Consider the following 19,206-nt stretch of genomic DNA (forward strand, 5'->3'; position numbering starts at 1 on the left):
CGGGGGGGGGATCTCGGCCTTCCGGGGCAAACCTCCTCCAAAACACCCCCCCCCCCCCCCCCCAACACCCCCCCCCCCCCCTCCCCCCCCCCCCCACCCCCCCCCCCACCCCCCCCCCCCCCCCCCGCCGCCGTGTGGAATCAGTAGGCCGAGCCGGAAGCGCCCAGCGAACCCGTCGGGTGCCAGACCGTCTTGGTCTCCAGGAAGGCCGTCATCCGGTGGGTGCCCGGGTCCGCCGACCAGTCCTCGGCGCGGGGGCGCAGCACCCGCTTGAGGTTGTCCGCGGCGGCGGTCTCCAGCTCCTTGGCGAGCTCCTCGCCCGCTCCCGTCAGATCGATCGCGTTGACGTCCTGGTGGGCCGCCAGCGGGGCCGCGATCTCGGCCGTGCGGCCGGACAGGATGTTGACGACACCGCCGGGCAGGTCGGACGTGGCCAGCACCTCGCCCAGCGACAGGGCCGGCAGCGGGGCGTTCTCGGAGGCGATCACCACGACCGTGTTGCCGGTGGCGATCGCGGGGGCGACCACCGAGACCAGGCCCAGGAAGGGCGACGCCTGCGGGGCGAGCACCGCGACCACACCGGTCGGCTCGGGGGCGGACAGATTGAAGTACGGGCCCGCGACCGGGTTGGCCCCGCCCACGACCTGGCCGATCTTGTCGGTCCAGCCCGCGTACCAGACCCAGCGGTCGATCGCGGCGTCCACGACCGCGCCCGCCTTGGACTTCGACAGGCCCTCGGCGTCGGCCACCTCGCGGACGAACTGGTCCCTGCGGCCCTCGAGCATCTCCGCGATGCGGTAGAGGATCTGGCCGCGGTTGTACGCGGTCGCGCCCGACCAGGCACCGAACGCCTTGCGCGCCGCGACGACCGCGTCACGGGCGTCCTTGCGCGACGAGAGCGGGGCGTTGGCCAGCCACTTGCCCTTGCCCGCCGCACCGGCGGCTGATGTTGCAGCGGTCACCTCGTACACCCGCCCGCTCTCGCTGCGGGGGAACTTGCCCCCGACGAACAGCTTGTAGGTCTTGAAGACACTGAGACGCGTCGCATCAGACATCGAGGTAGGCCTCCAGACCGTGACGGCCGCCCTCGCGGCCGAAGCCCGATTCCTTGTAGCCGCCGAAGGGCGAGGTCGGGTCGAACTTGTTGAAGGTGTTGGCCCACACGACACCCGCACGGAGCTTGTTCGCCACCGCGAGGATGCGGGAGCCCTTCTCCGTCCAGATGCCCGCCGACAGGCCGTACTGGCTGTTGTTGGCCTTGGCGACGGCCTCGTCCGGGGTGCGGAACGTCAGCACCGACAGCACGGGGCCGAAGACCTCGTCCCGCGCGATGGTGTGTGCCTGGGAGACGTTCGTGAACAGCGTCGGGGCGAACCAGTAGCCGGCGGACGGCAGTTCGCACGGGGCGGACCAGCGCTCGGCGCCCTCGGCCTCACCGGTCTCCACCAGCGCGGTGATACGGGCCAGCTGCTCGGCCGAGTTGATGGCGCCGATGTCCGTGTTCTTGTCCAGCGGGTCGCCCAGGCGCAGCGTGGACAGCCGGCGCTTCAGCGAGTCCAGCAGCTCCTCCTGGACGGACTCCTGGACCAGCAGCCGCGAGCCCGCGCAGCAGACCTGTCCCTGGTTGAAGAAGATGCCGCCGACGATGCCCTCGACGGCCTGGTCGATGGGGGCGTCGTCGAAGACGATGTTGGCGCCCTTGCCGCCCAGCTCCAGCGTCACCTTCTTGTCCGTACCGGCGACCTGGCGGGCGATGGCCTTGCCGACCGCGGTGGAGCCGGTGAAGGCGACCTTGTTCACGTCCGGGTGCTCGACGAGTGCGGCGCCGGCGTCCCCGTAGCCCGGAAGGATGTTGACGACACCCTTCGGCAGCCCGGCCTGGCGGCAGATGTCCGCGAAGAACAGGGCCGACAGCGGAGTGGTCTCGGCGGGCTTCAGCACCACCGTGTTGCCGGTGGCGAGCGCGGGGGCGATCTTCCAGGCCAGCATCAGCAGCGGGAAGTTCCAGGGGATGACCTGGCCGGCCACGCCGAGGGGGCGCGGGTGCGGGCCGTGGCCCGCGTGGTCCAGCTTGTCGGCCCAGCCCGCGTAGTAGAAGAAGTGCGCCGCGACCAGCGGGAGGTCCGCGTCGCGGGTCTCCTTGATCGGCTTGCCGTTGTCGAGGGTCTCCAGGACGGCCAGCTCGCGCGAGCGCTCCTGGATGATCCGGGCGATACGGAAGAGGTACTTGGCGCGCTCGGCGCCCGGCAGCGCCGACCACTTCTCGAACGCCTTCCGTGCGGCCTTCACCGCGCGGTCCACGTCCTCGGCGCCGGCCTGGGCGACCTCGGAGAGGACCTCCTCGGTGGACGGGGAGACCGTCTTGAAGACCTTCCCGTCGGCGGCGTCGGTGAATTCGCCGTCGATGAAGAGCCCGTACGACGGTGCGATGTCGACGACCGACCGCGACTCGGGAGCGGGCGCGTATTCGAAGGGCTGCTTGTTCATTGCCATGGGGTCTCAGTCCACCGTCACGTAGTCGGGGCCGGAGTAACGGCCGGTCGCCAGCTTCTGGCGCTGCATCAGCAGGTCGTTCAGCAGGCTGGAGGCGCCGAAGCGGAACCAGTGGTTGTCCAGCCAGTCCGCGCCGGCGGTCTCGTTGACCAGCACCAGGAACTTGATCGCGTCCTTGCTGGTGCGAATGCCGCCTGCGGGCTTCACGCCCACCTGTACCCCGGTCTGCGCCCGGAAGTCACGGACGGCCTCGAGCATGAGCAGGGTGTTCGCCGGGGTCGCGTTGACCGCGACCTTTCCGGTCGACGTCTTGATGAAGTCGGCGCCGGCCATCATGCCGAGCCAGGAGGCGCGACGGATGTTGTCGTACGTCGAGAGCTCACCGGTCTCGAAGATGACCTTCAGACGTGCGGCGCCCGAGGCCTCCTTGACGGCCAGGATCTCCTCGAAGACCTTCATGTACCTGCCCGAGAGGAAGGCGCCGCGGTCGATCACCATGTCGATCTCGTCGGCTCCGGCGGCGACGGCGTCACGGGTGTCCGCGAGCTTCACGTCGAGTGCGGCGCGGCCTGCCGGGAAGGCGGTGGCGACGGAGGCGACCTTGACGTCCGTGCCCTGCAGGGCGGCCTTGGCGGTGGCCACCATGTCGGGATAGACGCAGACGGCGGCCGTCCTCGGGGTCGTACGGTCGGTCGGATCGGGGTTGGCGGCCTTGGCGGCGAGCGCCCGGACCTTGCCCGGGGTGTCCGCGCCTTCCAGCGTCGTCAGGTCGATCATCGAGATGGCGAGGTCGATGGCGTACGCCTTGGCCGTCGTCTTGATCGAACGGGTGCCGAGAGACGCGGCGCGCGCTTCCAGGCCGACGGAGTCGACACCGGGCAGCCCGTGCAGGAAGCGGCGCAGTGCGCTGTCGGACGTGGTCACGTCAGCGAATGCAGGTGCAATGGTGGGCATGGTCACCAGGGGAGCATATCTACGCGCGTAGCGACCTGTACAGTCCCGCTTCGGATCGAGAGCGGAATATGCAGGTGAGGGCATGCGTGTATGGCCGGTCACACGTCTGTTCACGTCTGTGACGGGGAGTGGATGCCTCCCCCCACAAGAGCATCGAATTCATCGGTTCAGCCCCGCCGGGGCTCACCGGCCACCCTTCCCCACTGGCTTCGCAGTGGGAGGTGTCCCCTCGCAGGCGGGCATGCGGCTCTCCCCCAACCACCACCTGAATCACAGGAGTCGCTGTGCGTACCGCCCGTCGCACCGCCATCGCCACCGCCATGAGGTTCCGTCCGCCGCCGAAGCGGACCGCATCGGCCGCTACGACGAGGGCGTCACACCCGGTGGGACCGGACCCCGGCCGTCCCGAAGGACGTGTCCGAGGTCCGGGTGGGCGACGAGAGCAGCGCCTCGCGCGCCGACGGCACCATCGCCGCCTTCCGCGTACGCGAGCCGGAGCAGGTCGGCGAAGGCGTTCCCGACGAGGAAGGTCCACGGCGACACCGCCCGCCCGGAGCTGCGTCTCATCACCTGCGGCGGGGGACTCACCGAGGGCCACAGGCCCGACAACGTCATCCCGTACGCGGATCCCGCCCCTTGAGACGGGTGAGGCAGAATCGGGAGCATGACGACCCCCAGCCCAGGCCAGGGCCCCGAGCAGCCGCCCGCGGAGCCGACGTACGCCGACCGTGTCTTCCGGTCGACTCCCGGCATCGTGGCCGGTGCGCTCATGCTGGCCGTGGTGGCCTGGATCGGCGGGGACGCGCTCGTGCGCGGCGAGGGCCGCACACCATGGCTGGCACTCGCGGGGCTGTTGTTCGTGGTGCCTCTGATCGTCGCCTTCACCCTGCGCCCCGCCGTGTTCGCCAACGACGACCGGCTCCGGATCCGGAACCCCTTCCGCACGATCACGCTCCCGTGGGGCGCGGTCGCCGACGTGCGGGCCGGCTACTCCAGCGAGGTCTTCACCCGGAAGGGCACGAAGTACCAGCTGTGGGCCGTGCCGGTGTCGCTGCGGAAGCGCAAGAGCGCCGCGCGCCGTCAGATGACGGCTTCCCAGGACGACCCCCACGGCCGTACGTCCGTCAGTGCCGATGTCACCGACTCCGCCTCCCGGCTGGCGCCCGCGGACAAGACCGTCACCGATCTGCGGGAGCTGGCCGAGCGCTCCGCCTCCCGGCCAGGTGCCCAGGGCGAGCCGGAGGAGCGCTGGGCGTACGAGATCGCAGGCCCCGCCGTCGCGGGCGCGATCCTTCTGGCAGTGCTGCTGGCCGTCGGCTGAGCCCTGGCCGTCGCGCCGTCACGGGGGCCCTGTCCACACCAGCAGGAGATAGGCCCCCGTCCAAGCCGATGACAGCGCGGCCCCGCCCAGCACCAGCACGGCGACCGCCCGTCGCGTCCGCGCCACCGCCACCGCGACCGGCAGCAGCAACGGGAAGGCGGGCATGAGGAAGCGGGCGCGCGGGAAGAACACGCCACCGCTGCCGAGGACCACGAGCAGCAGCACACCGGTGAAGACGAGCAGCACGAGCGGCTGGCGGTCCACCACACAGAGCAGGTAGAGCGCGGCGGACACCACCAGAACGACCGACACCAGCACCAGGAACAGCGCAGGGCTCGCGTCGTAGGCGAGATGCCGGCGCAGCTCCCACAACGTTCTCCGGCCGCCGTCCCACTGGTTGCGCCACAGCTTCTGGACGGCGAAGTAGCCGTCCCAGCGCCCGACCCGCTGCCCCACCCAGGCGACGAACGCGCACCACCCCAGCGGCGCGAGCAGTGCCCCCGCAAGCGCCCGCCGGTCCCGGGCCCTGGCGGCTGCCAGCAGCCCGGCCACCGTCACGGCCGCGGCGACGGCGATGCCCGTCGGCCGGGTCAGCCCGGCCAGTGCCGCGAGCGAACCCGCCCACAGCCAGCGGCCCCTGAGCGCTGCGTACAGGGCCCAGGCCGTGCATGCGGTGAACAGCGACTCGGTGTAGCCCATCCACTGGACGACCGCGACCGGTGAAGCCCCCCACAGCACGGCCAGCACGGTGCCGGCACGCCTCCCGTGCAGCCGGTCGCCGACCGCGAAGATCCCCCAGGCGGCGATCAGCGAAGAGACCACGGCGATCACGAGCGCCACGGAGGCAAGGGTGCCGGGTGTCACGGCCGCCACGGCCCTGACCAGCAGCGGGTAGAGCGGGAAGAACGCCAGGTTGTTCGAGTCCAGTGCGGTGCCGAGCTCCTGCTGGTAGCCGTGCTCGGCGATGCCGACGTACCAGCGCGAGTCCCAGGTCGTGGCGAGCGTCGGCCGGATGCCGCGGCCCTGGACATGCGCCCATCGCGCCAGTACCAGCAGCCCCAGCAGTCGCATCGTCAGATAGCCGAACAGGGCGGGTGAGGCTCTCCGCAGGGCCCGGAACAGCCGGTTCTCCCTGCCCCGCACGCCACCGCCCCCCGTGGCCGGCGGCCGACGGGAGGCGGGGACGGTGCGGTGCTCTGTCGCGGTCGGGGGCACGGCGGCTGCTCCGGTGACTCGGCGGGAGGTACCGGGGTCACCTTCGCCCGGGAGCCACGGGCGGGCACGGGTCGCTGCGTCAGCTGCCGTAGGCGATTCACCCGTACGAGGGCCAGGGCTGCCTTTGCCCGTGCGCCCGTGCCACACCGGTGGCCGTGCGGGTGGCGGTGCCCCGCCCGCCGTGGCCGGCCTCCGGGCCGTGTGCCGGACCGGACTCAGATGCCGGCGGCCTCCGCCAGGTCTCGCTTGATCGCCGCGAGGACGTCCGCGGCCCGCGCCCGCGCCCCCGCCAGCTCGCTCGCGGACCCGACCGGGACCACGACCTCCAGATAGCACTTGAGCTTCGGCTCGGTGCCGCTCGGGCGGACGATGACGCGCGCCTTGAACTCACCCTCGAGGTAGTAGCGCAGACCGTCCGTCGGCGGAAGCAGCTCGCTGCCCTTCGTCAGGTCCTCGGCCGAGACGACCTGGAGCCCGGCCAGCAGCACGGGCGGCTGCTCCCGCAGCCGGCGCATCGCGTCCGCGATGATGCCGAGGTCCTCGACGCGCACCGACAGCTGGTCCGTGGCATGCAGGCCGTGCTCGACCGCAAGGTCGTCGAGCAGGTCCGAGAGCGTACGGTCGTGCTGCTTCAGCTCCGAAGCAAGTTCGGCGACGAGCAACGCCGCGGTGATGCCGTCCTTGTCGCGGACCCCGTCGGGGTCGACGCAGTAGCCCAGCGCCTCTTCGTAGCCGTACCGCAGCCCCTCGACGCGGGCGATCCACTTGAAGCCGGTCAGGGTCTCCTCGTAGCCGATCCCCGCTGCCGCCGCGATCCGTCCGAGCAGCGACGACGACACGATCGACTCCGCGAACGTGCTGTTCGCGTCCTTCGGGGACACCCCCTTGTGGACGAGGTGCGCGGCGAGCAGGGCGCCGACCTCGTCCCCGCGCAGCATCCGCCAGCCGCCGTCCACACCGTCGTCGGGAACGGCGACGGCGCACCGGTCGGCGTCCGGGTCGTTGGCGATGACGATGTCCGGCCGGGCCTCACGCGCCTTCGCGAAGGCGAGGTCCATCGCGCCGGGTTCCTCCGGGTTGGGGAAGGCGACGGTCGGGAAGGCGGGGTCCGGCTCCGCCTGCTCCGCCACCAGCACCGGCGCGGGGAATCCGGCCCGTTCCCATGCCGCCAGCACCACGTCCTTGCCGACGCCGTGCATGGCCGTGTAGACGACGCGCGCGGTACGGGCGGAGCCCTCGGTCAGGACCGCGTCCGTGCGCTCCAGATACGCGTCCAGGACCTCGTTCCCGAGGGTCTCCCAGCCCGTCTCCGGGCGCGGAACGTCGCGCAGAGCGCCCACCGCGTCGATCCCGGCGGCGATCTCGCCGTCGGCAGGGGGAACGATCTGGGAACCGTCGCCCAGGTAGACCTTGTAGCCGTTGTCGCGCGGCGGGTTGTGGCTCGCGGTCACCTCGACACCTGCCACGGCGCCCAGATGCCTTATCGCGTACGCGAGTACGGGCGTCGGAAGCGGCCGCGGCAGCAGGGCTGCGCGCAGTCCCGCGCCGGTCATGACGGCCGCGGTGTCACGGGCGAAGTCCGCGGACTTGTAGCGGGCGTCGTAGCCGATGACGACGAGACCGCCGGTGTGGCCCTGGGCCTTGAGGTACGCGGCGAGGCCGGCCGCGGCGCGAATGACCACCGCGCGGTTCATCCGCATCGGCCCGGCCCCGAGCTCCCCGCGCAGCCCGGCCGTCCCGAACTGCAGCGTTCCGGCGAACCGGGCCTCCAGTTCCGCCGTGTCCTGAGCCTCGATGAGCTTGCCCAGCTCGTCCCGGGTCTCCGCATCGGGGTCCTCGGCCAGCCAAGCCCGAGCCCGCGCGAACAGGTCCTGCGCCACGGTGATGTGCCTCTCTGCTGTCGTTGTGAGGATCTGGGTCTGGGTCTGCGTCTACGCCTACCCGTTCCGGGGGCGTGTGCGGTGCACCGGCCGTGGTGTCGGCCCAGCCGGGAAATTCGTCGGCCCTGCCCGGGTGGGAGCCCGATCGGTCGGCGGGACCCGTACGGCTCGCCCCGGTGCGCTGCCTCCCGCGGCCAGGCAGGAGCCCCGACGGACGGCGTCAGCCGGCGGGAGGGGGAGGCGCAGGGTTGTCCTTCTCAGGGACACCGGAGCGTGCTGCGCGGCACCTCACGGCGGTGCCATCCGCAGGCGGGGTCGCGCCGTACGCCGTGCCGCCTCCCGGGCCCGAGCCGCGCAGCGGCAACCGTCCCGACCCCGGAACGCCCCGACCGCCACGTCCGTCCGGAGCGCGGGGACGGACACCCCGGGGCCGCACGGGGCACCGGCAACCCCAACCCCGCCGGCACCCCGTGGGCACGGGGATCAGATACGCGCCAGAACCTGCGTGAGCAGCTCGCCCATGCGAGCCGCGGAGTCGCGCCCCGCCTGGAGGACCTCTTCGTGGTTGAGCGGCTCGCCCGAGAGGCCCGCCGCCAGGTTGGTCACGAGGGAGATGCCCAGAACCTCCGCGCCGGCCTCGCGCGCCGCGATCGCCTCGAGGACCGTCGACATGCCGACGAGGTCGCCGCCCATCACGCGGACCATGTTGATCTCGGCGGGAGTCTCGTAGTGCGGGCCGGGGAACTGGACGTACACGCCCTCCTCGAGCGTCGCGTCGATCTCCTTGCACAGTGCGCGCAGGCGCGGCGAGTACAGATCGGTCAGGTCCACGAAGTTCGCGCCGACGATCGGGGAGGCGGCCGTCAGATTGATGTGGTCGCTGATCAGCACGGGCTGCCCGGGGCGCATGCCCTCGCGCAGACCGCCGCACCCGTTGGTGAGGACGACGGTCTTGCAGCCGGCGGCGACAGCAGTGCGCACACCGTGGGCGACGGCGGCGACGCCACGGCCCTCGTAGTAGTGGGTACGGCCGAGGAAGACCAGCGCGCGCTTGTCGCCGATCTTGTACGAGCGCACCTTGCCCCCGTGTCCTTCGACGGCGGGCGGCGGGAATCCGGGCAGCTCGGTGACCGGGAACTCGGTCTCGGGTGCGCCGAGGGCGTCGACGGCCGGCGCCCAGCCGGAGCCCATCACCAGGGCGACGTCGTGGGTCTCGGCGCCCGTGAGCTCGCGCAGGCGTGCAGCGGCGTCGGAGGCGGCGGCGTGGGGATCCGGGGTAACAGAAACGTTCACGAGGAAAGCCTAGCCCGTGAAACCCTACGCGCGTAGATGACGATGCTCACTAGTCTGGAGCCCATTCCTCGTCGTATTGCACAAGGACAGGCCCCGGGGCTGTCAGCAAGGGCGCTTGCGCAGCTCCATCACATAGTCGTGCGGCGCACCCGCCGACTCGGCGGCGTCCGCGAGTTCGCCCAGGTAGCGGGCCGACGGCAGCCCGCCCTCGTACCCGTTCAGGACGTACACCCAGGCAGCCTCCTCGCCGTCCAGGGTGTGCACCCTGACCCGCATGCGCCGGTATATGTCCAGCCCGACACCCTCCCAGCGGTCCATGGAGTCCTCGTCCAGCGGCGCGACGTCGTAGAGCGCGACGAAGACCTGGGAACGCGGCGCTTCCACGATGGTGGCCAGCGCCCCCTCCCAACCCATCTGCTCGCCACCGAACGTCAGACGCCAGCCGTTGAGCCAGCCCGTGCCGCGCAGCGGGGAGTGCGGGGCGCGGCGGGTCATCAGCCGCGCGTCGAGGTTGCCGGCGTACGCGGCGTAGAGCGACATGGGATCGAGGGTACGGGAGGGGGACCCGTGACCGCCCGTCCCGACGACCGCACGGGCGTCGCCCCGATCACTGCACGGCTGCCGCCGTCCCCCACCCGGGCCCCGGCGCGAAGCACCTTGAGGCGTGCGGGACAATAGGGGGCGACGGACCACCCGGCAGAGCGAGAGCGCGAGGCGTACCCCAGTGACCCGGATCGTGATCATCGGTGGCGGACCCGGCGGATACGAGGCGGCCCTCGTGGCGGCCCAGCTCGGCGCGGAGGTGACCGTCGTCGACTGCGACGGCCTCGGCGGAGCCTCCGTGCTCACCGACTGCGTACCCTCGAAGACGCTGATCGCCACCGCCGAGGTGATGACCAACTTCGACTCCTCGCACGAGGAGCTGGGCATCATCGTCGCGGACGACACCCCGCACATCGAGCAGGCCGCCCGGATCGTCGGCGTGGACCTGGGCAAGGTCAACCGACGGGTGAAGCGGCTCGCGCTCGCCCAGTCCCACGACATCACCGCATCCGTCACCCGGGCCGGAGCCCGTGTCATGCGCGGACGTGGGCGGCTCGACGGGCGCCAGGCCATGGACGGCTCGCGTCAGGTGATCGTCACCGTGGCCGACGGCAGCGAGGAGTCCCTCACCGCCGACGCCGTGCTGATCGCGACCGGCGGCCACCCGCGCGAGATCCCCGATGCGCTCCCCGACGGTGAGCGGATCCTGAACTGGACCCAGGTGTACGACCTGGACGAACTTCCCGATGAGCTGATCGTGGTCGGTTCCGGTGTCACCGGCGCCGAATTCGCGGGCGCCTATCAGGCGCTGGGCTCCCGGGTCACCCTCGTCTCCTCCCGTGACCGCGTGCTCCCGGGCGAGGACCCGGATGCCGCCGCCGTCCTGGAGGACGTGTTCCGCCGCCGCGGCATGAACGTCCTGGCCCGGTCCCGTGCCCAGTCCGCCAAGCGGGTCGGCGACCGGGTCGAGGTGACCCTGGCCGACGGCAGGGTCATCTCCGGCACCCACTGCCTCATGGCCGTCGGTGCGATCCCCAACTCGGCCGGGATGGGTCTGGAGGAGGCCGGGGTCCGGCTCACCGAGTCCGGTCACATCTGGACCGACAAGGTCTCGCGCACCTCCGCACCCGGTGTGTACGCGGCCGGAGACGTGACCGGCATCTTCGCCCTGGCCTCGGTCGCGGCCATGCAGGGCCGGATCGCGATGTACCACTTCCTGGGCGACGCGGTGGCCCCGCTGAACCTCAAGGCCGTCTCCTCGAACGTCTTCACCGACCCCGAGATCGCGACCGTCGGCTTCACGCAGGCGGACGTCGACGGCGGCGTCATCGACGCCCGCGTCGTCAAGCTCCCGCTGCTGCGCAACCCACGCGCGAAGATGCAGGGCATCCGGGACGGCTTCGTCAAGATCTTCTGCCGTCCGGGCACAGGCATCGTCGTCGGTGGCGTGGTCGTGTCGCCCCGCGCATCGGAACTGATCCACCCCATCTCGATCGCGGTCGACAACAATCTGACGGTGGAACAGATCGCAAACGCTTTCACCGTGTACCCCTCGCTGTCGGGCTCGATCGCGGAGGTCGCACGGCAGCTCCACACGCGAAAGGCGTCCGGCGAGGCGTAACAGGGGTCAATCGCCGCCAAGCGGGACGTACTTCCGCGATCGCCTTACCACGTTTCGACTCGGCCTATGAGCAACTTCGCCAATTCGGCGCAAAGTGCTGAAAAGTATCGGGCGTCGGGGTTACTGTCAGTTTCGTGTTCGCTGCAGAACGTCGTCAGTTGATCCTCGAAATGGTGCGCGCCAATGGAGCCGTCTCGCTCCGTGAGCTCGCCCGCGTTGTCCAGACCTCCGAAGTGACCGTACGGCGTGACGTGCGGGCACTGGAGGCAGAAGGACTCCTCGACCGCCGGCACGGCGGTGCGGTACTGCCGGGCGGTTTTACGCGAGAGTCCGGCTTCCCGCAGAAATCCCATCTCGCGACCGCGGAGAAGACGGCCATCGCCGATGCCGCCGCGGCCCTGGTCGAAGAAGGCGAGGCCATCGTGGTCGGCGCGGGAACGACCACGCAGGAGCTGGCACGCCGGCTCGCGCGGGTCCCGGGTCTGACCGTGGTGACCAACTCGCTGCTGGTCGCACAGGCGCTGGCCCATGCGAATCGTGTCGAGGTCGTCATGACCGGAGGCACGCTGCGTGGCTCGAACTATGCGCTCGTCGGCAGCGGGGCCGAGCAGTCGCTGCAGGGGCTCCGCGTCTCGCGGGCGTTCCTCTCGGGCAGTGGCCTCACAGCAGAGCGTGGCCTGTCCACGTCCAACATGCTGTCGGCCAGCGTGGACCGGGCACTGGTCCAGGCCGCGGCGGAGGTGGTGGTCCTGGCCGATCACACGAAGCTGGGCACCGACACGATGTTCCAGACGGTGCCGACCGATGTCATCACACGCCTGGTGACGGACGAGCCGCCCCCGCACGACGACCGTGCGGCGACCGAGCTGCAGGCCCTCGCCGACCAGGGTGTCCAGGTCGCGGTCGCGGGCGGCGGTGGAGAGAGCGCCCGCCCTCGCCATGAGGTCCCGCTTCCCGGCCAGCGCCGTACCCACCCGGGGCCGGGGCTCCGGGCCGCGGCGGCGGCCCTGGCCACGGACCAGCCGGAGCGCGCGCGTGTGGCGGACCTCCGCCGCCGCTGAGGCTCTCCCGGTGGTTCGGGGAGCGTGTGCGGCCCGGGGTCACAGGTGCCGGTGTGGTTGTCGGTCCAGGCCCGACAACCGCACACGCACCCCGAACGACCGGAGGCGCTACGCCTTCAGGCCGCGCAGGGTCAGCGTCAGCAGGCGGTCCGCCAGTTCGGGATCTTCCGGGTCCTGCTCCGCCGCAAGGGCGATGGCCTTGGTGAGCTGCATCAGGTCGCCGATCGAGACGTCTGCCCGTACTGCGCCCGCCTCCTGAGCCCGAGCGAGCAGCAGCGCCCCCGCCTCCCGCAGCGGAATACTGCACTGGGACAGGGACTCCGACATCAGCGCCCGTGCCACACCCCGGTATTCACCCGCATGGGTGACGATGGCGCGCAGCCACTCCACGAGCGCGCCGCACGGCTGCTCCGCCGAGGCCAGTTCCCTCGACCGTTCGAGCAGCGACGCCAGCGCTTCCTGGAAGACCGCGTCCATCAGTGCGTGCCGGTTGGGGAAGTGCCGGTACAGCGTCCCGATTCCCACACCCGCACGGCGTGCGATGTCCTCGAGCGACGCATCCGTACCGTGCTCCGCAAACGCGGCACGCGCCTCGACGAGCAGCCGCTCGTAATTGCGTCGCGCGTCGGCCCGCATCGGGCGTGCCGTTGCGGCCTCCGTGTCGGTGTCCGTGCCCGTGGTCATGCCCTCCAGAATGCCGTACGCACAGGTGGGCCCGCCGGGAGTCCCGGCAGGCCCACACGGACGGCGAACCGAACGTCAGTCCTTGATCTCGCAGATCGCCGCACCGGACGTGACCGAAGCGCCGACCTCGGCGGACAGGCCCTTGACCGTGCCCGAGCGGTGGGCGTTGAGCGGCTGCTCCATCTTCATCGCCTCGAGCACGACGACCAGGTCGCCCTCGTTGACCTGCTGGCCCTCCTCGACCGCGACCTTGACGATCGTGCCCTGCATCGGGGAGGCGAGGGTGTCGCCGGATGCCGCCGGGCCGGACTTCTTGGCCACGCGGCGCTTCGGCTTGGCACCACCTGCAGCGGCGGTACGCGCGAGTGTCATGCCCAGCGACGACGGCAGCGAGACCTCGAGACGCTTGCCGCCGACCTCGACGACGACCGTCTCGCGGCCCGGCTCGTCCTCCACCTCGAGGTCGGCGGGGGCGGCGAAGGGCTTGATCTCGTTGACGAACTCGGTCTCGATCCAGCGGGTGTGGACCTTGAACGGACCCTCCGCCGGAGCGAATGCCGGGTCGGTGACGGCAGCGCGGTGGAACGGGATGGCCGTGGCCATGCCCTCCACCTGGAACTCCGCGAGCGCACGCGCCGCGCGCTGCAGCGCCTGCTCACGGGTCGCGCCGGTGACGATCAGCTTGGCGAGCAGTGAGTCCCAGGCGGGACCGATGACCGAGCCGGACTCGACGCCGGCGTCCAGCCGGACACCCGGGCCGGTCGGCGGCACGAACGAGGTCACGGTGCCGGGAGCCGGGAGGAAGTTGCGGCCCGGGTCCTCGCCGTTGATGCGGAACTCGAAGGAGTGACCGCGCAGCGCCGGGTCGTCGTAGCCGAGCTCCTCGCCGTCGGCGATGCGGAACATCTCGCGGACCAGGTCGATGCCGGTGACCTCTTCGGTGACCGGGTGCTCCACCTGGAGACGGGTGTTGACCTCGAGGAAGGAGATCGTGCCGTCCGTACCGACCAGGAACTCGACGGTGCCGGCGCCGACGTAACCGGCCTCCTTGAGGATGGCCTTGGACGCCCGGTAGAGCTCCGCGTTCTGCTCGGCGCTGAGGAAGGGCGCGGGCGCCTCCTCGACGAGCTTCTGGTGGCGGCGCTGGAGCGAGCAGTCACGGGTGGACACGACCACCACGTTGCCGTGCTGGTCGGCCAGGCACTGGGTCTCGACATGGCGCGGCTTGTCCAGGTAGCGCTCGACGAAGCACTCGCCGCGTCCGAACGCGGCCACGGCCTCACGGACCGCGGAGTCGTACAGCTCGGGGACCTCCTCCAGGGTGCGGGCGACCTTCAGACCGCGCCCGCCGCCTCCGAAGGCGGCCTTGATCGCGATCGGAAGCCCGTGCTCCTTGGCGAACGTGACGACCTCGTCGGCCCCCGAGACCGGGTCGGGCGTACCGGCGACGAGCGGGGCCCCGGCGCGCTGGGCGATGTGGCGGGCAGCCACCTTGTCGCCCAGGTCGCGGATCGCGGCCGGCGGCGGGCCGATCCAGGTGAGGCCCGCGTCGATGACGGCCTGCGCGAAGTCCGCGTTCTCGGAGAGGAAGCCGTAACCGGGGTGGATCGCGTCAGCGCCCGAATCGGCTGCGGCCTGGAGGACCTTGCCCACGTCCAGATAACTGGCCGCCGGAGTGTCACCGCCCAGGGCGAACGCCTCGTCGGCCGCGCGGACGTGCAGTGCGTCACGGTCCGGATCGGCGTAGACGGCTACGCTCGCGATCCCGGCGTCCCGGCATGCACGGGCAACGCGGACAGCGATCTCGCCTCGGTTGGCGATGAGCACCTTGCGCACGATGGCTCCCTCCTTGCTGTGTTGTCCGGGGGGATGCCACCCCCGGTCTGCGGCTACGCCGCGGGCCGGCCCCCGGCCGGCTCGCTCACCCCGGTCGGAGCACTCGGCGGGTCACCGCGCCGAAGACTTCGCTCAAACACGCTGAGTTTAGGGACTACCGACACGGCCTTTCGACCCGTTCCCACTCGTGAGCTTGCCCACACGGAGGGTGATCCGGGGTGTTCCCGCATCGCGAATCCCCTTGTCGCACCACGGTACGCCGCGTTCCTGCTGTGCAGCGTAGCCCTCGGATGTGGTCAAGGTCTCTGCGCGGCCGGTCAGCGGCGCGACACGATTCTTTGTGGAGTCCCTACGAATGGCCGAATGATTCTTTGCCTGTGTCCGGACCCTTGTCCAAAGGTTTACCCATGAGTAGCGTTCGCGGTGCCGTTTGTACTGCAGGTAACAGACGCTGAGAACTGAGGGGGTGGGCGCTGTGGCGCGCAGACCGGTGGCCGTGGTGGCCGCGCTCGTGCTCTTCCTGGAGGCCGTCGGCTTCGTGGCGGTCAATGGGGTTCTCGCCACCGTCGTGGACAACCAGAGCATGTCCCTCGACGGCCTGGACCCCGATGTCATGTCGACCGGCACCTGGGCGATGGGCGGCTTCTTCGGCCTCTATCTCGCCGCCTGCGGACTGGTGCTGCTCCTCGCGGGTCTGCGCGACCGTGCGCCGGGCCGCTTCGGACGTGTCCTGCTGATCATCTGCGCGGTTGTGCACGGCGTGCTGGGCGCGCTGACCGTCGGCCTGGTCGGCTGGGCCGCCTTCGCGTTCATGATGACGGTGCTGGGCCTGATCGTGCTGACCCTGCTGGCGTACGGCGGGAGGACGGAGCCCGCCGCCGCGGAGCCGGCCGACGCGCCCCCGGCGGAGACGAACGGCGCTTCGCCCGCATAGGGCCGTCCCGGGGCTCGTCCGCATGAGCCGCCCGGCGCTTGTCCGCATGAGCCGTCCCGGCTTTGCCCCGTTGACCACGGCCGGTGCGGCGGGCCCACGGTCCGGGCCCGGGCGGTTCGGACCGGGCGAACCCGGGTTCGCACCAGGCGGTCAGGCCCAGAGGTCCGTGATCCGGATCCCCAGCTCGCCGAGCAGCCGCCGCAGCAGCGGCAGCGACAGTCCGATGACGTTGCCGTGGTCGCCCTCGATCGAGTCGACGAACGGCGCAGAACGCCCGTCGAGTGTGAACGCACCCGCCACGTGCAACGGTTCGCCGCTCGCGACGTACGCGGCGATCTCGGCGTCCGTCGGGTCGCCGAAGTTGACCGTGGTGGACGCGGTCGCCGAGGCCCGGCTGCCGCTCACGGTGTCGATCACGCAGTGGCCTGTCCGCAGAACGCCCGCACGGCCGCGCATGGACTTCCAGCGGGCCGTTGCCTCCTCCGCGTCGGCCGGCTTGCCCAGGGCCTCGCCGTCCAGCTCCAGTACGGAGTCGCAGCCGATGACCAGCGCCCCGGCGGTCCCGTCCCGGCCGGTCACGGCCGCGGCCTTCGCCTCGGCGAGCACCAGGGCCAGCTCGGCGGGGCTGGGGGCGGTCAGGGCGTCCTCGTCGACACCGCTGACGATCACCTCGGGAGCGAGCCCCGCCTGGCGGAGCAGCCCGAGGCGTGCGGGGGACGCGGAGGCGAGGACGACACGGCGGCGCGACTGATCGGTCATGCGGGCCATGGTAGGCGCCGGTGGCGCCGGAGTCCGGGGACCGGGTCAACAGCCGGGCCCGGGCCGGGACATCGGCCGGTCAGCGCAGGCCCACGGCCACCATGGCGACGATCATCGTCAGTGCCAGCAGGATGCCGGCGCGGCGCATCATCGCCTGCATGTCCCGCATCTCCTGCGGAGGTTCGTTCTCGGGGTCTGACCACAGCATGTCTTCGATCGTGCTGCTGTGGTGTCCGGTACGCCTGAGTATCCGTACTCAGGCGTACCGGTGCCGGAGGACTAGATCCATGGCCCCGCGGCGGGGCCATGGAGGTGCGGGCGGCCTCCTGACCCGTCCGGTGTCGTGCTCCTGCCCGGAATGGGCGGGGCCGGACCCCGCCCGGGGTCCGGCCCGCTTCCTGCTCCCGTCGGAGCCGGTCCGGCACCGGGCGGGTTCCGCCGGGTCCCGTCGGCCCGCGATGCCCGGCGCGCCCCTTCGCTCCGTGGTCGGGCGCCGCCCGAGTGCGTGCGGTACGAGGGCGCACCACGCCGCGGCGACCTTGTTCTGCGCCGGCACGAGCCGGACGCGGGGGCCTACGCGCTGCGGTCGGGCGAAGCCCACTGTGCGTCCCCGGTCACAGCACCTTTCGCCTGGATCTTGCCGGGCTCGCGTGCCCCGGCACGCACGCTCGCCGCGTTGTCGTCGGTCGCCCACACTCCGCGTGGGCTTCCTCCGCCTTGCGATCGCACGCACCGGACCCCGCTCACCGATCCAGCCCGATCCAAACGCAAGCCCCTAGCCGGGCCAGAACGTGCGCGTCCACGCCCGCGGACCGGGCCGCAGCGCCCGCGCCCGGGCGATCCGCGCCGGATCCGACCATTCCTCGGGCACCTGCGGCGCGCCGGACGCGGCAGAAGCCGTCGCCGCGGCGCGCGCCTGGACCACCGCCAGTGCGGCGGCCAGCTCCTCGGGGGTCGGGTTGCCCCGTACGACCTTGATCACAGCGGCTCCTTTCCGGCAGTGCCTACAGGGGGATGTTGCCGTGCTTCTTCGGGGGAAGGTTCTCCCGCTTGGTCCGCAGCTGGCGCAGGCCCTTGACGATCTGCGCACGGGTGTCGGACGGCATGATCACCGCGTCGATGTAGCCACGCTCGGCAGCGACGTAAGGGTTGAGGAGCGCTTCCTCGTAGTCCGCGATCAGCGCGGCGCGCACCTTCTCCTGCTCCTCCGCTTCACCGGCGGCGGCGATGGTGCGGCGGTGCAGGATGTTGACCGCACCCTGCGCGCCCATGACGGCGATCTGCGCGGTCGGCCAGGCGAGGTTCAGGTCCGCGCCCAGGTGCTTGGAGCCCATGACGTCGTACGCGCCGCCGAAGGCCTTCCGCGTGATCACGGTGATCAGCGGAACGGTCGCCTCCGCGTATGCGTAGATCAGCTTGGCGCCGCGCCGGATGATGCCGCTGTACTCCTGGTCCACACCCGGCAGGAAGCCCGGCACGTCCACGAAGGTCAGCACCGGGATGTTGAACGCGTCGCAGGTGCGCACGAACCGGGCGGCCTTCTCACTGGCGTTGATGTCGAGGCAGCCGGCGAACTGCATGGGCTGGTTGGCGACGATGCCGACCGGGAAGCCCTCGACCCGGCCGAAGCCCGTGACGATGTTCGGCGCGAACATCGCCTGGGTCTCAAGGAATTCGCCGTCGTCCAGCACGTGCTCGAGCACCGTGTGCATGTCGTACGGCTGGTTGGCGCTGTCCGGGATCAGCGTGTCCAGCTCGCGGTCCTCGTCGGTGATGTCGAGGACGGCCTCCTCCGGGAAGGCCGGCGGCTCGGACAGGTTGTTCGACGGCAGATACGACAGCAGGGACTTGACGTACTCGATCGCGTCCTTTTCGTCGCCCGCCATGTGGTGCGCGACACCGGAGGTGGTGTTGTGCGTGCGGGCGCCGCCCAGCTCCTCGAAGCCGACGTCCTCACCGGTGACCGTCTTGATGACGTCGGGCCCGGTGATGAACATGTGCGACGTCTGGTCCACCATCACCGTGAAGTCGGTGATGGCGGGGGAGTAGACGGCGCCGCCCGCGCAGGGGCCGACGACCAGCGAGATCTGTGGGATCACGCCGGATGCGTGGGTGTTGCGGCGGAAGATCTCGCCGTACATACCGAGGGCCATGACGCCCTCCTGGATGCGGGCGCCGCCGGAGTCGTTGATGCCGATCACCGGGCACCCGGTCTTCAGCGCGAAGTCCATCACCTTGACGATCTTCTGACCGAACACCTCGCCGAGCGCCCCGCCGAAGACGGTGAAGTCCTGCGAGAACACGGCCACCGGGCGGCCGTCGACCGTGCCGTAGCCGGTGACGACACCGTCTCCGTACGGACGCGTCCTGTCCAGGCCGAAATTGGTCGAGCGGTGCCGTGCGAACTCGTCCAGCTCGACGAAAGACCCTTCGTCAAGGAGGAGCTCGATCCGCTCACGGGCCGTCAGTTTGCCCTTCGCGTGCTGCTTCTCGACAGCGCGCGCGGAGCCCGCGTGCGTCGCCTCGTGAATGCGGCGCTGGAAATCTGCGATCTTGCCAGCGGTGGTGTGGATGTCGATCTCTTGAGGCTCTGCCGGCTCGGACATCGCGAT

Annotated in this window: 18 protein-coding genes; 4 read left to right on the forward strand and 14 right to left on the reverse strand. The window is 71.1% G+C overall.

Features of this window, described 5'->3' with window-relative positions; all coding sequences use genetic code 11:
• Nucleotides 1-140: 140 nt before the first annotated feature.
• From AC068D_RS33930 to AC068D_RS33945, 4 genes are all read right to left on the reverse strand, one after another.
• Nucleotides 141-1,055, reverse strand: coding sequence for an aldehyde dehydrogenase family protein (locus tag AC068D_RS33930; RefSeq protein WP_478826981.1), 915 nt, complete (start codon nucleotides 1,053-1,055; stop codon nucleotides 141-143).
• Nucleotides 1,048-2,487 (reverse strand): aldehyde dehydrogenase family protein, encoded by a 1,440-nt coding sequence (locus AC068D_RS33935; RefSeq protein WP_478827095.1) that lies wholly within the window; start codon nucleotides 2,485-2,487, stop codon nucleotides 1,048-1,050. The genes AC068D_RS33930 and AC068D_RS33935 overlap by 8 nt, the downstream gene beginning before the upstream one ends.
• A gap of 12 nt (nucleotides 2,488-2,499) precedes the next feature.
• On the reverse strand, nucleotides 2,500-3,447 hold the full coding sequence (gene deoC / locus AC068D_RS33940) for a deoxyribose-phosphate aldolase (RefSeq protein WP_478826982.1): 948 nt from the start codon (nucleotides 3,445-3,447) through the stop codon (nucleotides 2,500-2,502).
• Between the two features lie 360 nt (nucleotides 3,448-3,807).
• A complete protein-coding gene (locus tag AC068D_RS33945) occupies nucleotides 3,808-4,014 on the reverse strand; it encodes a hypothetical protein (RefSeq protein WP_478826983.1) in 207 nt (68 codons plus the stop codon).
• Between the two features lie 97 nt (nucleotides 4,015-4,111).
• Here AC068D_RS33945 and AC068D_RS33950 point away from each other — a divergent pair, with 97 nt between their 5' ends.
• The gene (locus AC068D_RS33950) at nucleotides 4,112-4,768 is read left to right on the forward strand and encodes a PH domain-containing protein (RefSeq protein WP_478826984.1); all 657 of its coding nucleotides are present in this window, start codon (nucleotides 4,112-4,114) and stop codon (nucleotides 4,766-4,768) included.
• 18 nt (nucleotides 4,769-4,786) lie between these two features.
• On the opposite strand, the gene AC068D_RS33955 is transcribed toward AC068D_RS33950, so the two are convergent.
• The 4 genes from AC068D_RS33955 to AC068D_RS33970 all read right to left on the reverse strand — a co-directional run bounded on the left by AC068D_RS33955 (nucleotide 4,787) and on the right by AC068D_RS33970 (nucleotide 9,696).
• Nucleotides 4,787-5,983, reverse strand: a complete 1,197-nt coding sequence (locus AC068D_RS33955) for a mannosyltransferase family protein (RefSeq protein ID WP_478826985.1) — start codon at nucleotides 5,981-5,983, stop codon at nucleotides 4,787-4,789.
• A 215-nt stretch (nucleotides 5,984-6,198) separates the two neighbouring features.
• Nucleotides 6,199-7,863, reverse strand: a complete 1,665-nt coding sequence (locus AC068D_RS33960; RefSeq protein ID WP_478826986.1) for a phospho-sugar mutase — start codon at nucleotides 7,861-7,863, stop codon at nucleotides 6,199-6,201.
• 483 nt (nucleotides 7,864-8,346) lie between these two features.
• Nucleotides 8,347-9,156, reverse strand: a complete 810-nt coding sequence (locus AC068D_RS33965; protein WP_478826987.1) for a purine-nucleoside phosphorylase — start codon at nucleotides 9,154-9,156, stop codon at nucleotides 8,347-8,349.
• A gap of 102 nt (nucleotides 9,157-9,258) precedes the next feature.
• Nucleotides 9,259-9,696, reverse strand: a complete 438-nt coding sequence (locus tag AC068D_RS33970; protein ID WP_478826988.1) for a gamma-glutamylcyclotransferase family protein — start codon at nucleotides 9,694-9,696, stop codon at nucleotides 9,259-9,261.
• A 184-nt stretch (nucleotides 9,697-9,880) separates the two neighbouring features.
• Here AC068D_RS33970 and AC068D_RS33975 point away from each other — a divergent pair, with 184 nt between their 5' ends.
• Together AC068D_RS33975 and AC068D_RS33980 are read left to right on the forward strand one after the other, a co-directional pair.
• Nucleotides 9,881-11,320 carry an NAD(P)H-quinone dehydrogenase gene (locus tag AC068D_RS33975; protein ID WP_478826989.1) on the forward strand — a complete coding sequence of 480 codons (1,440 nt, stop codon included), beginning with the start codon at nucleotides 9,881-9,883 and terminating at the stop codon, nucleotides 11,318-11,320.
• A 170-nt stretch (nucleotides 11,321-11,490) separates the two neighbouring features.
• On the forward strand, nucleotides 11,491-12,381 hold the full coding sequence (locus AC068D_RS33980; RefSeq protein ID WP_478827096.1) for a DeoR/GlpR family DNA-binding transcription regulator: 891 nt from the start codon (nucleotides 11,491-11,493) through the stop codon (nucleotides 12,379-12,381).
• A 108-nt stretch (nucleotides 12,382-12,489) separates the two neighbouring features.
• Here the strand turns inward: AC068D_RS33980 and AC068D_RS33985 are convergent, their stop codons facing one another.
• On the reverse strand, nucleotides 12,490-13,017 hold the full coding sequence (locus AC068D_RS33985; RefSeq protein WP_478827097.1) for a TetR/AcrR family transcriptional regulator: 528 nt from the start codon (nucleotides 13,015-13,017) through the stop codon (nucleotides 12,490-12,492).
• 123 nt (nucleotides 13,018-13,140) lie between these two features.
• Nucleotides 13,141-14,901, reverse strand: coding sequence for an acetyl/propionyl/methylcrotonyl-CoA carboxylase subunit alpha (locus AC068D_RS33990; RefSeq protein WP_478826990.1), 1,761 nt, complete (start codon nucleotides 14,899-14,901; stop codon nucleotides 13,141-13,143).
• Nucleotides 14,902-15,376: 475 nt separating this feature from the next.
• Between AC068D_RS33990 and AC068D_RS33995 the strand changes: the two genes are divergently transcribed.
• Nucleotides 15,377-15,835, forward strand: coding sequence for a hypothetical protein (locus tag AC068D_RS33995; RefSeq protein WP_478826991.1), 459 nt, complete (start codon nucleotides 15,377-15,379; stop codon nucleotides 15,833-15,835).
• 150 nt (nucleotides 15,836-15,985) lie between these two features.
• Here AC068D_RS33995 and AC068D_RS34000 read toward each other — a convergent pair whose 3' ends face one another.
• The 4 genes from AC068D_RS34000 to AC068D_RS34015 form a co-directional block, all read right to left on the reverse strand.
• The gene (locus AC068D_RS34000) at nucleotides 15,986-16,603 is read right to left on the reverse strand and encodes a Maf family protein (RefSeq protein WP_478826992.1); all 618 of its coding nucleotides are present in this window, start codon (nucleotides 16,601-16,603) and stop codon (nucleotides 15,986-15,988) included.
• A gap of 70 nt (nucleotides 16,604-16,673) precedes the next feature.
• Nucleotides 16,674-16,802 (reverse strand): morphogenic membrane protein MmpB, encoded by a 129-nt coding sequence (gene mmpB / locus AC068D_RS34005; RefSeq protein ID WP_478826993.1) that lies wholly within the window; start codon nucleotides 16,800-16,802, stop codon nucleotides 16,674-16,676.
• A 567-nt stretch (nucleotides 16,803-17,369) separates the two neighbouring features.
• Nucleotides 17,370-17,576: an acyl-CoA carboxylase epsilon subunit gene (locus tag AC068D_RS34010; RefSeq protein WP_384238309.1), complete on the reverse strand. Its 207-nt coding sequence runs from the start codon at nucleotides 17,574-17,576 to the stop codon at nucleotides 17,370-17,372.
• A gap of 22 nt (nucleotides 17,577-17,598) precedes the next feature.
• Entirely contained in the window at nucleotides 17,599-19,200 is a 1,602-nt protein-coding gene (locus AC068D_RS34015) for an acyl-CoA carboxylase subunit beta (RefSeq protein ID WP_478826994.1), read from the reverse strand.
• Nucleotides 19,201-19,206 lie beyond the last annotated feature (6 nt).

It is taken from the genome of Streptomyces sp. NPDC043861, assembly GCF_056435905.1.

Coding starts and splice junctions, on each gene's coding strand:
- AC068D_RS33985 (WP_478827097.1), bottom strand. CDS start 13,017: ATGCGGGCCGACGCGCGACGCAATTACGAGCGGCTGCTCGTCGAGGCG.
- AC068D_RS33950 (WP_478826984.1), top strand. CDS start 4,112: ATGACGACCCCCAGCCCAGGCCAGGGCCCCGAGCAGCCGCCCGCGGAG.
- AC068D_RS34015 (WP_478826994.1), bottom strand. CDS start 19,200: ATGTCCGAGCCGGCAGAGCCTCAAGAGATCGACATCCACACCACCGCT.
- AC068D_RS33935 (WP_478827095.1), bottom strand. CDS start 2,487: ATGAACAAGCAGCCCTTCGAATACGCGCCCGCTCCCGAGTCGCGGTCG.
- AC068D_RS33980 (WP_478827096.1), top strand. CDS start 11,491: ATGGTGCGCGCCAATGGAGCCGTCTCGCTCCGTGAGCTCGCCCGCGTT.
- deoC (WP_478826982.1), bottom strand. CDS start 3,447: ATGCCCACCATTGCACCTGCATTCGCTGACGTGACCACGTCCGACAGC.
- AC068D_RS33930 (WP_478826981.1), bottom strand. CDS start 1,055: ATGTCTGATGCGACGCGTCTCAGTGTCTTCAAGACCTACAAGCTGTTC.
- AC068D_RS33970 (WP_478826988.1), bottom strand. CDS start 9,696: ATGTCGCTCTACGCCGCGTACGCCGGCAACCTCGACGCGCGGCTGATG.
- AC068D_RS34000 (WP_478826992.1), bottom strand. CDS start 16,603: ATGGCCCGCATGACCGATCAGTCGCGCCGCCGTGTCGTCCTCGCCTCC.
- AC068D_RS33945 (WP_478826983.1), bottom strand. CDS start 4,014: ATGAGACGCAGCTCCGGGCGGGCGGTGTCGCCGTGGACCTTCCTCGTC.
- mmpB (WP_478826993.1), bottom strand. CDS start 16,802: ATGCTGTGGTCAGACCCCGAGAACGAACCTCCGCAGGAGATGCGGGAC.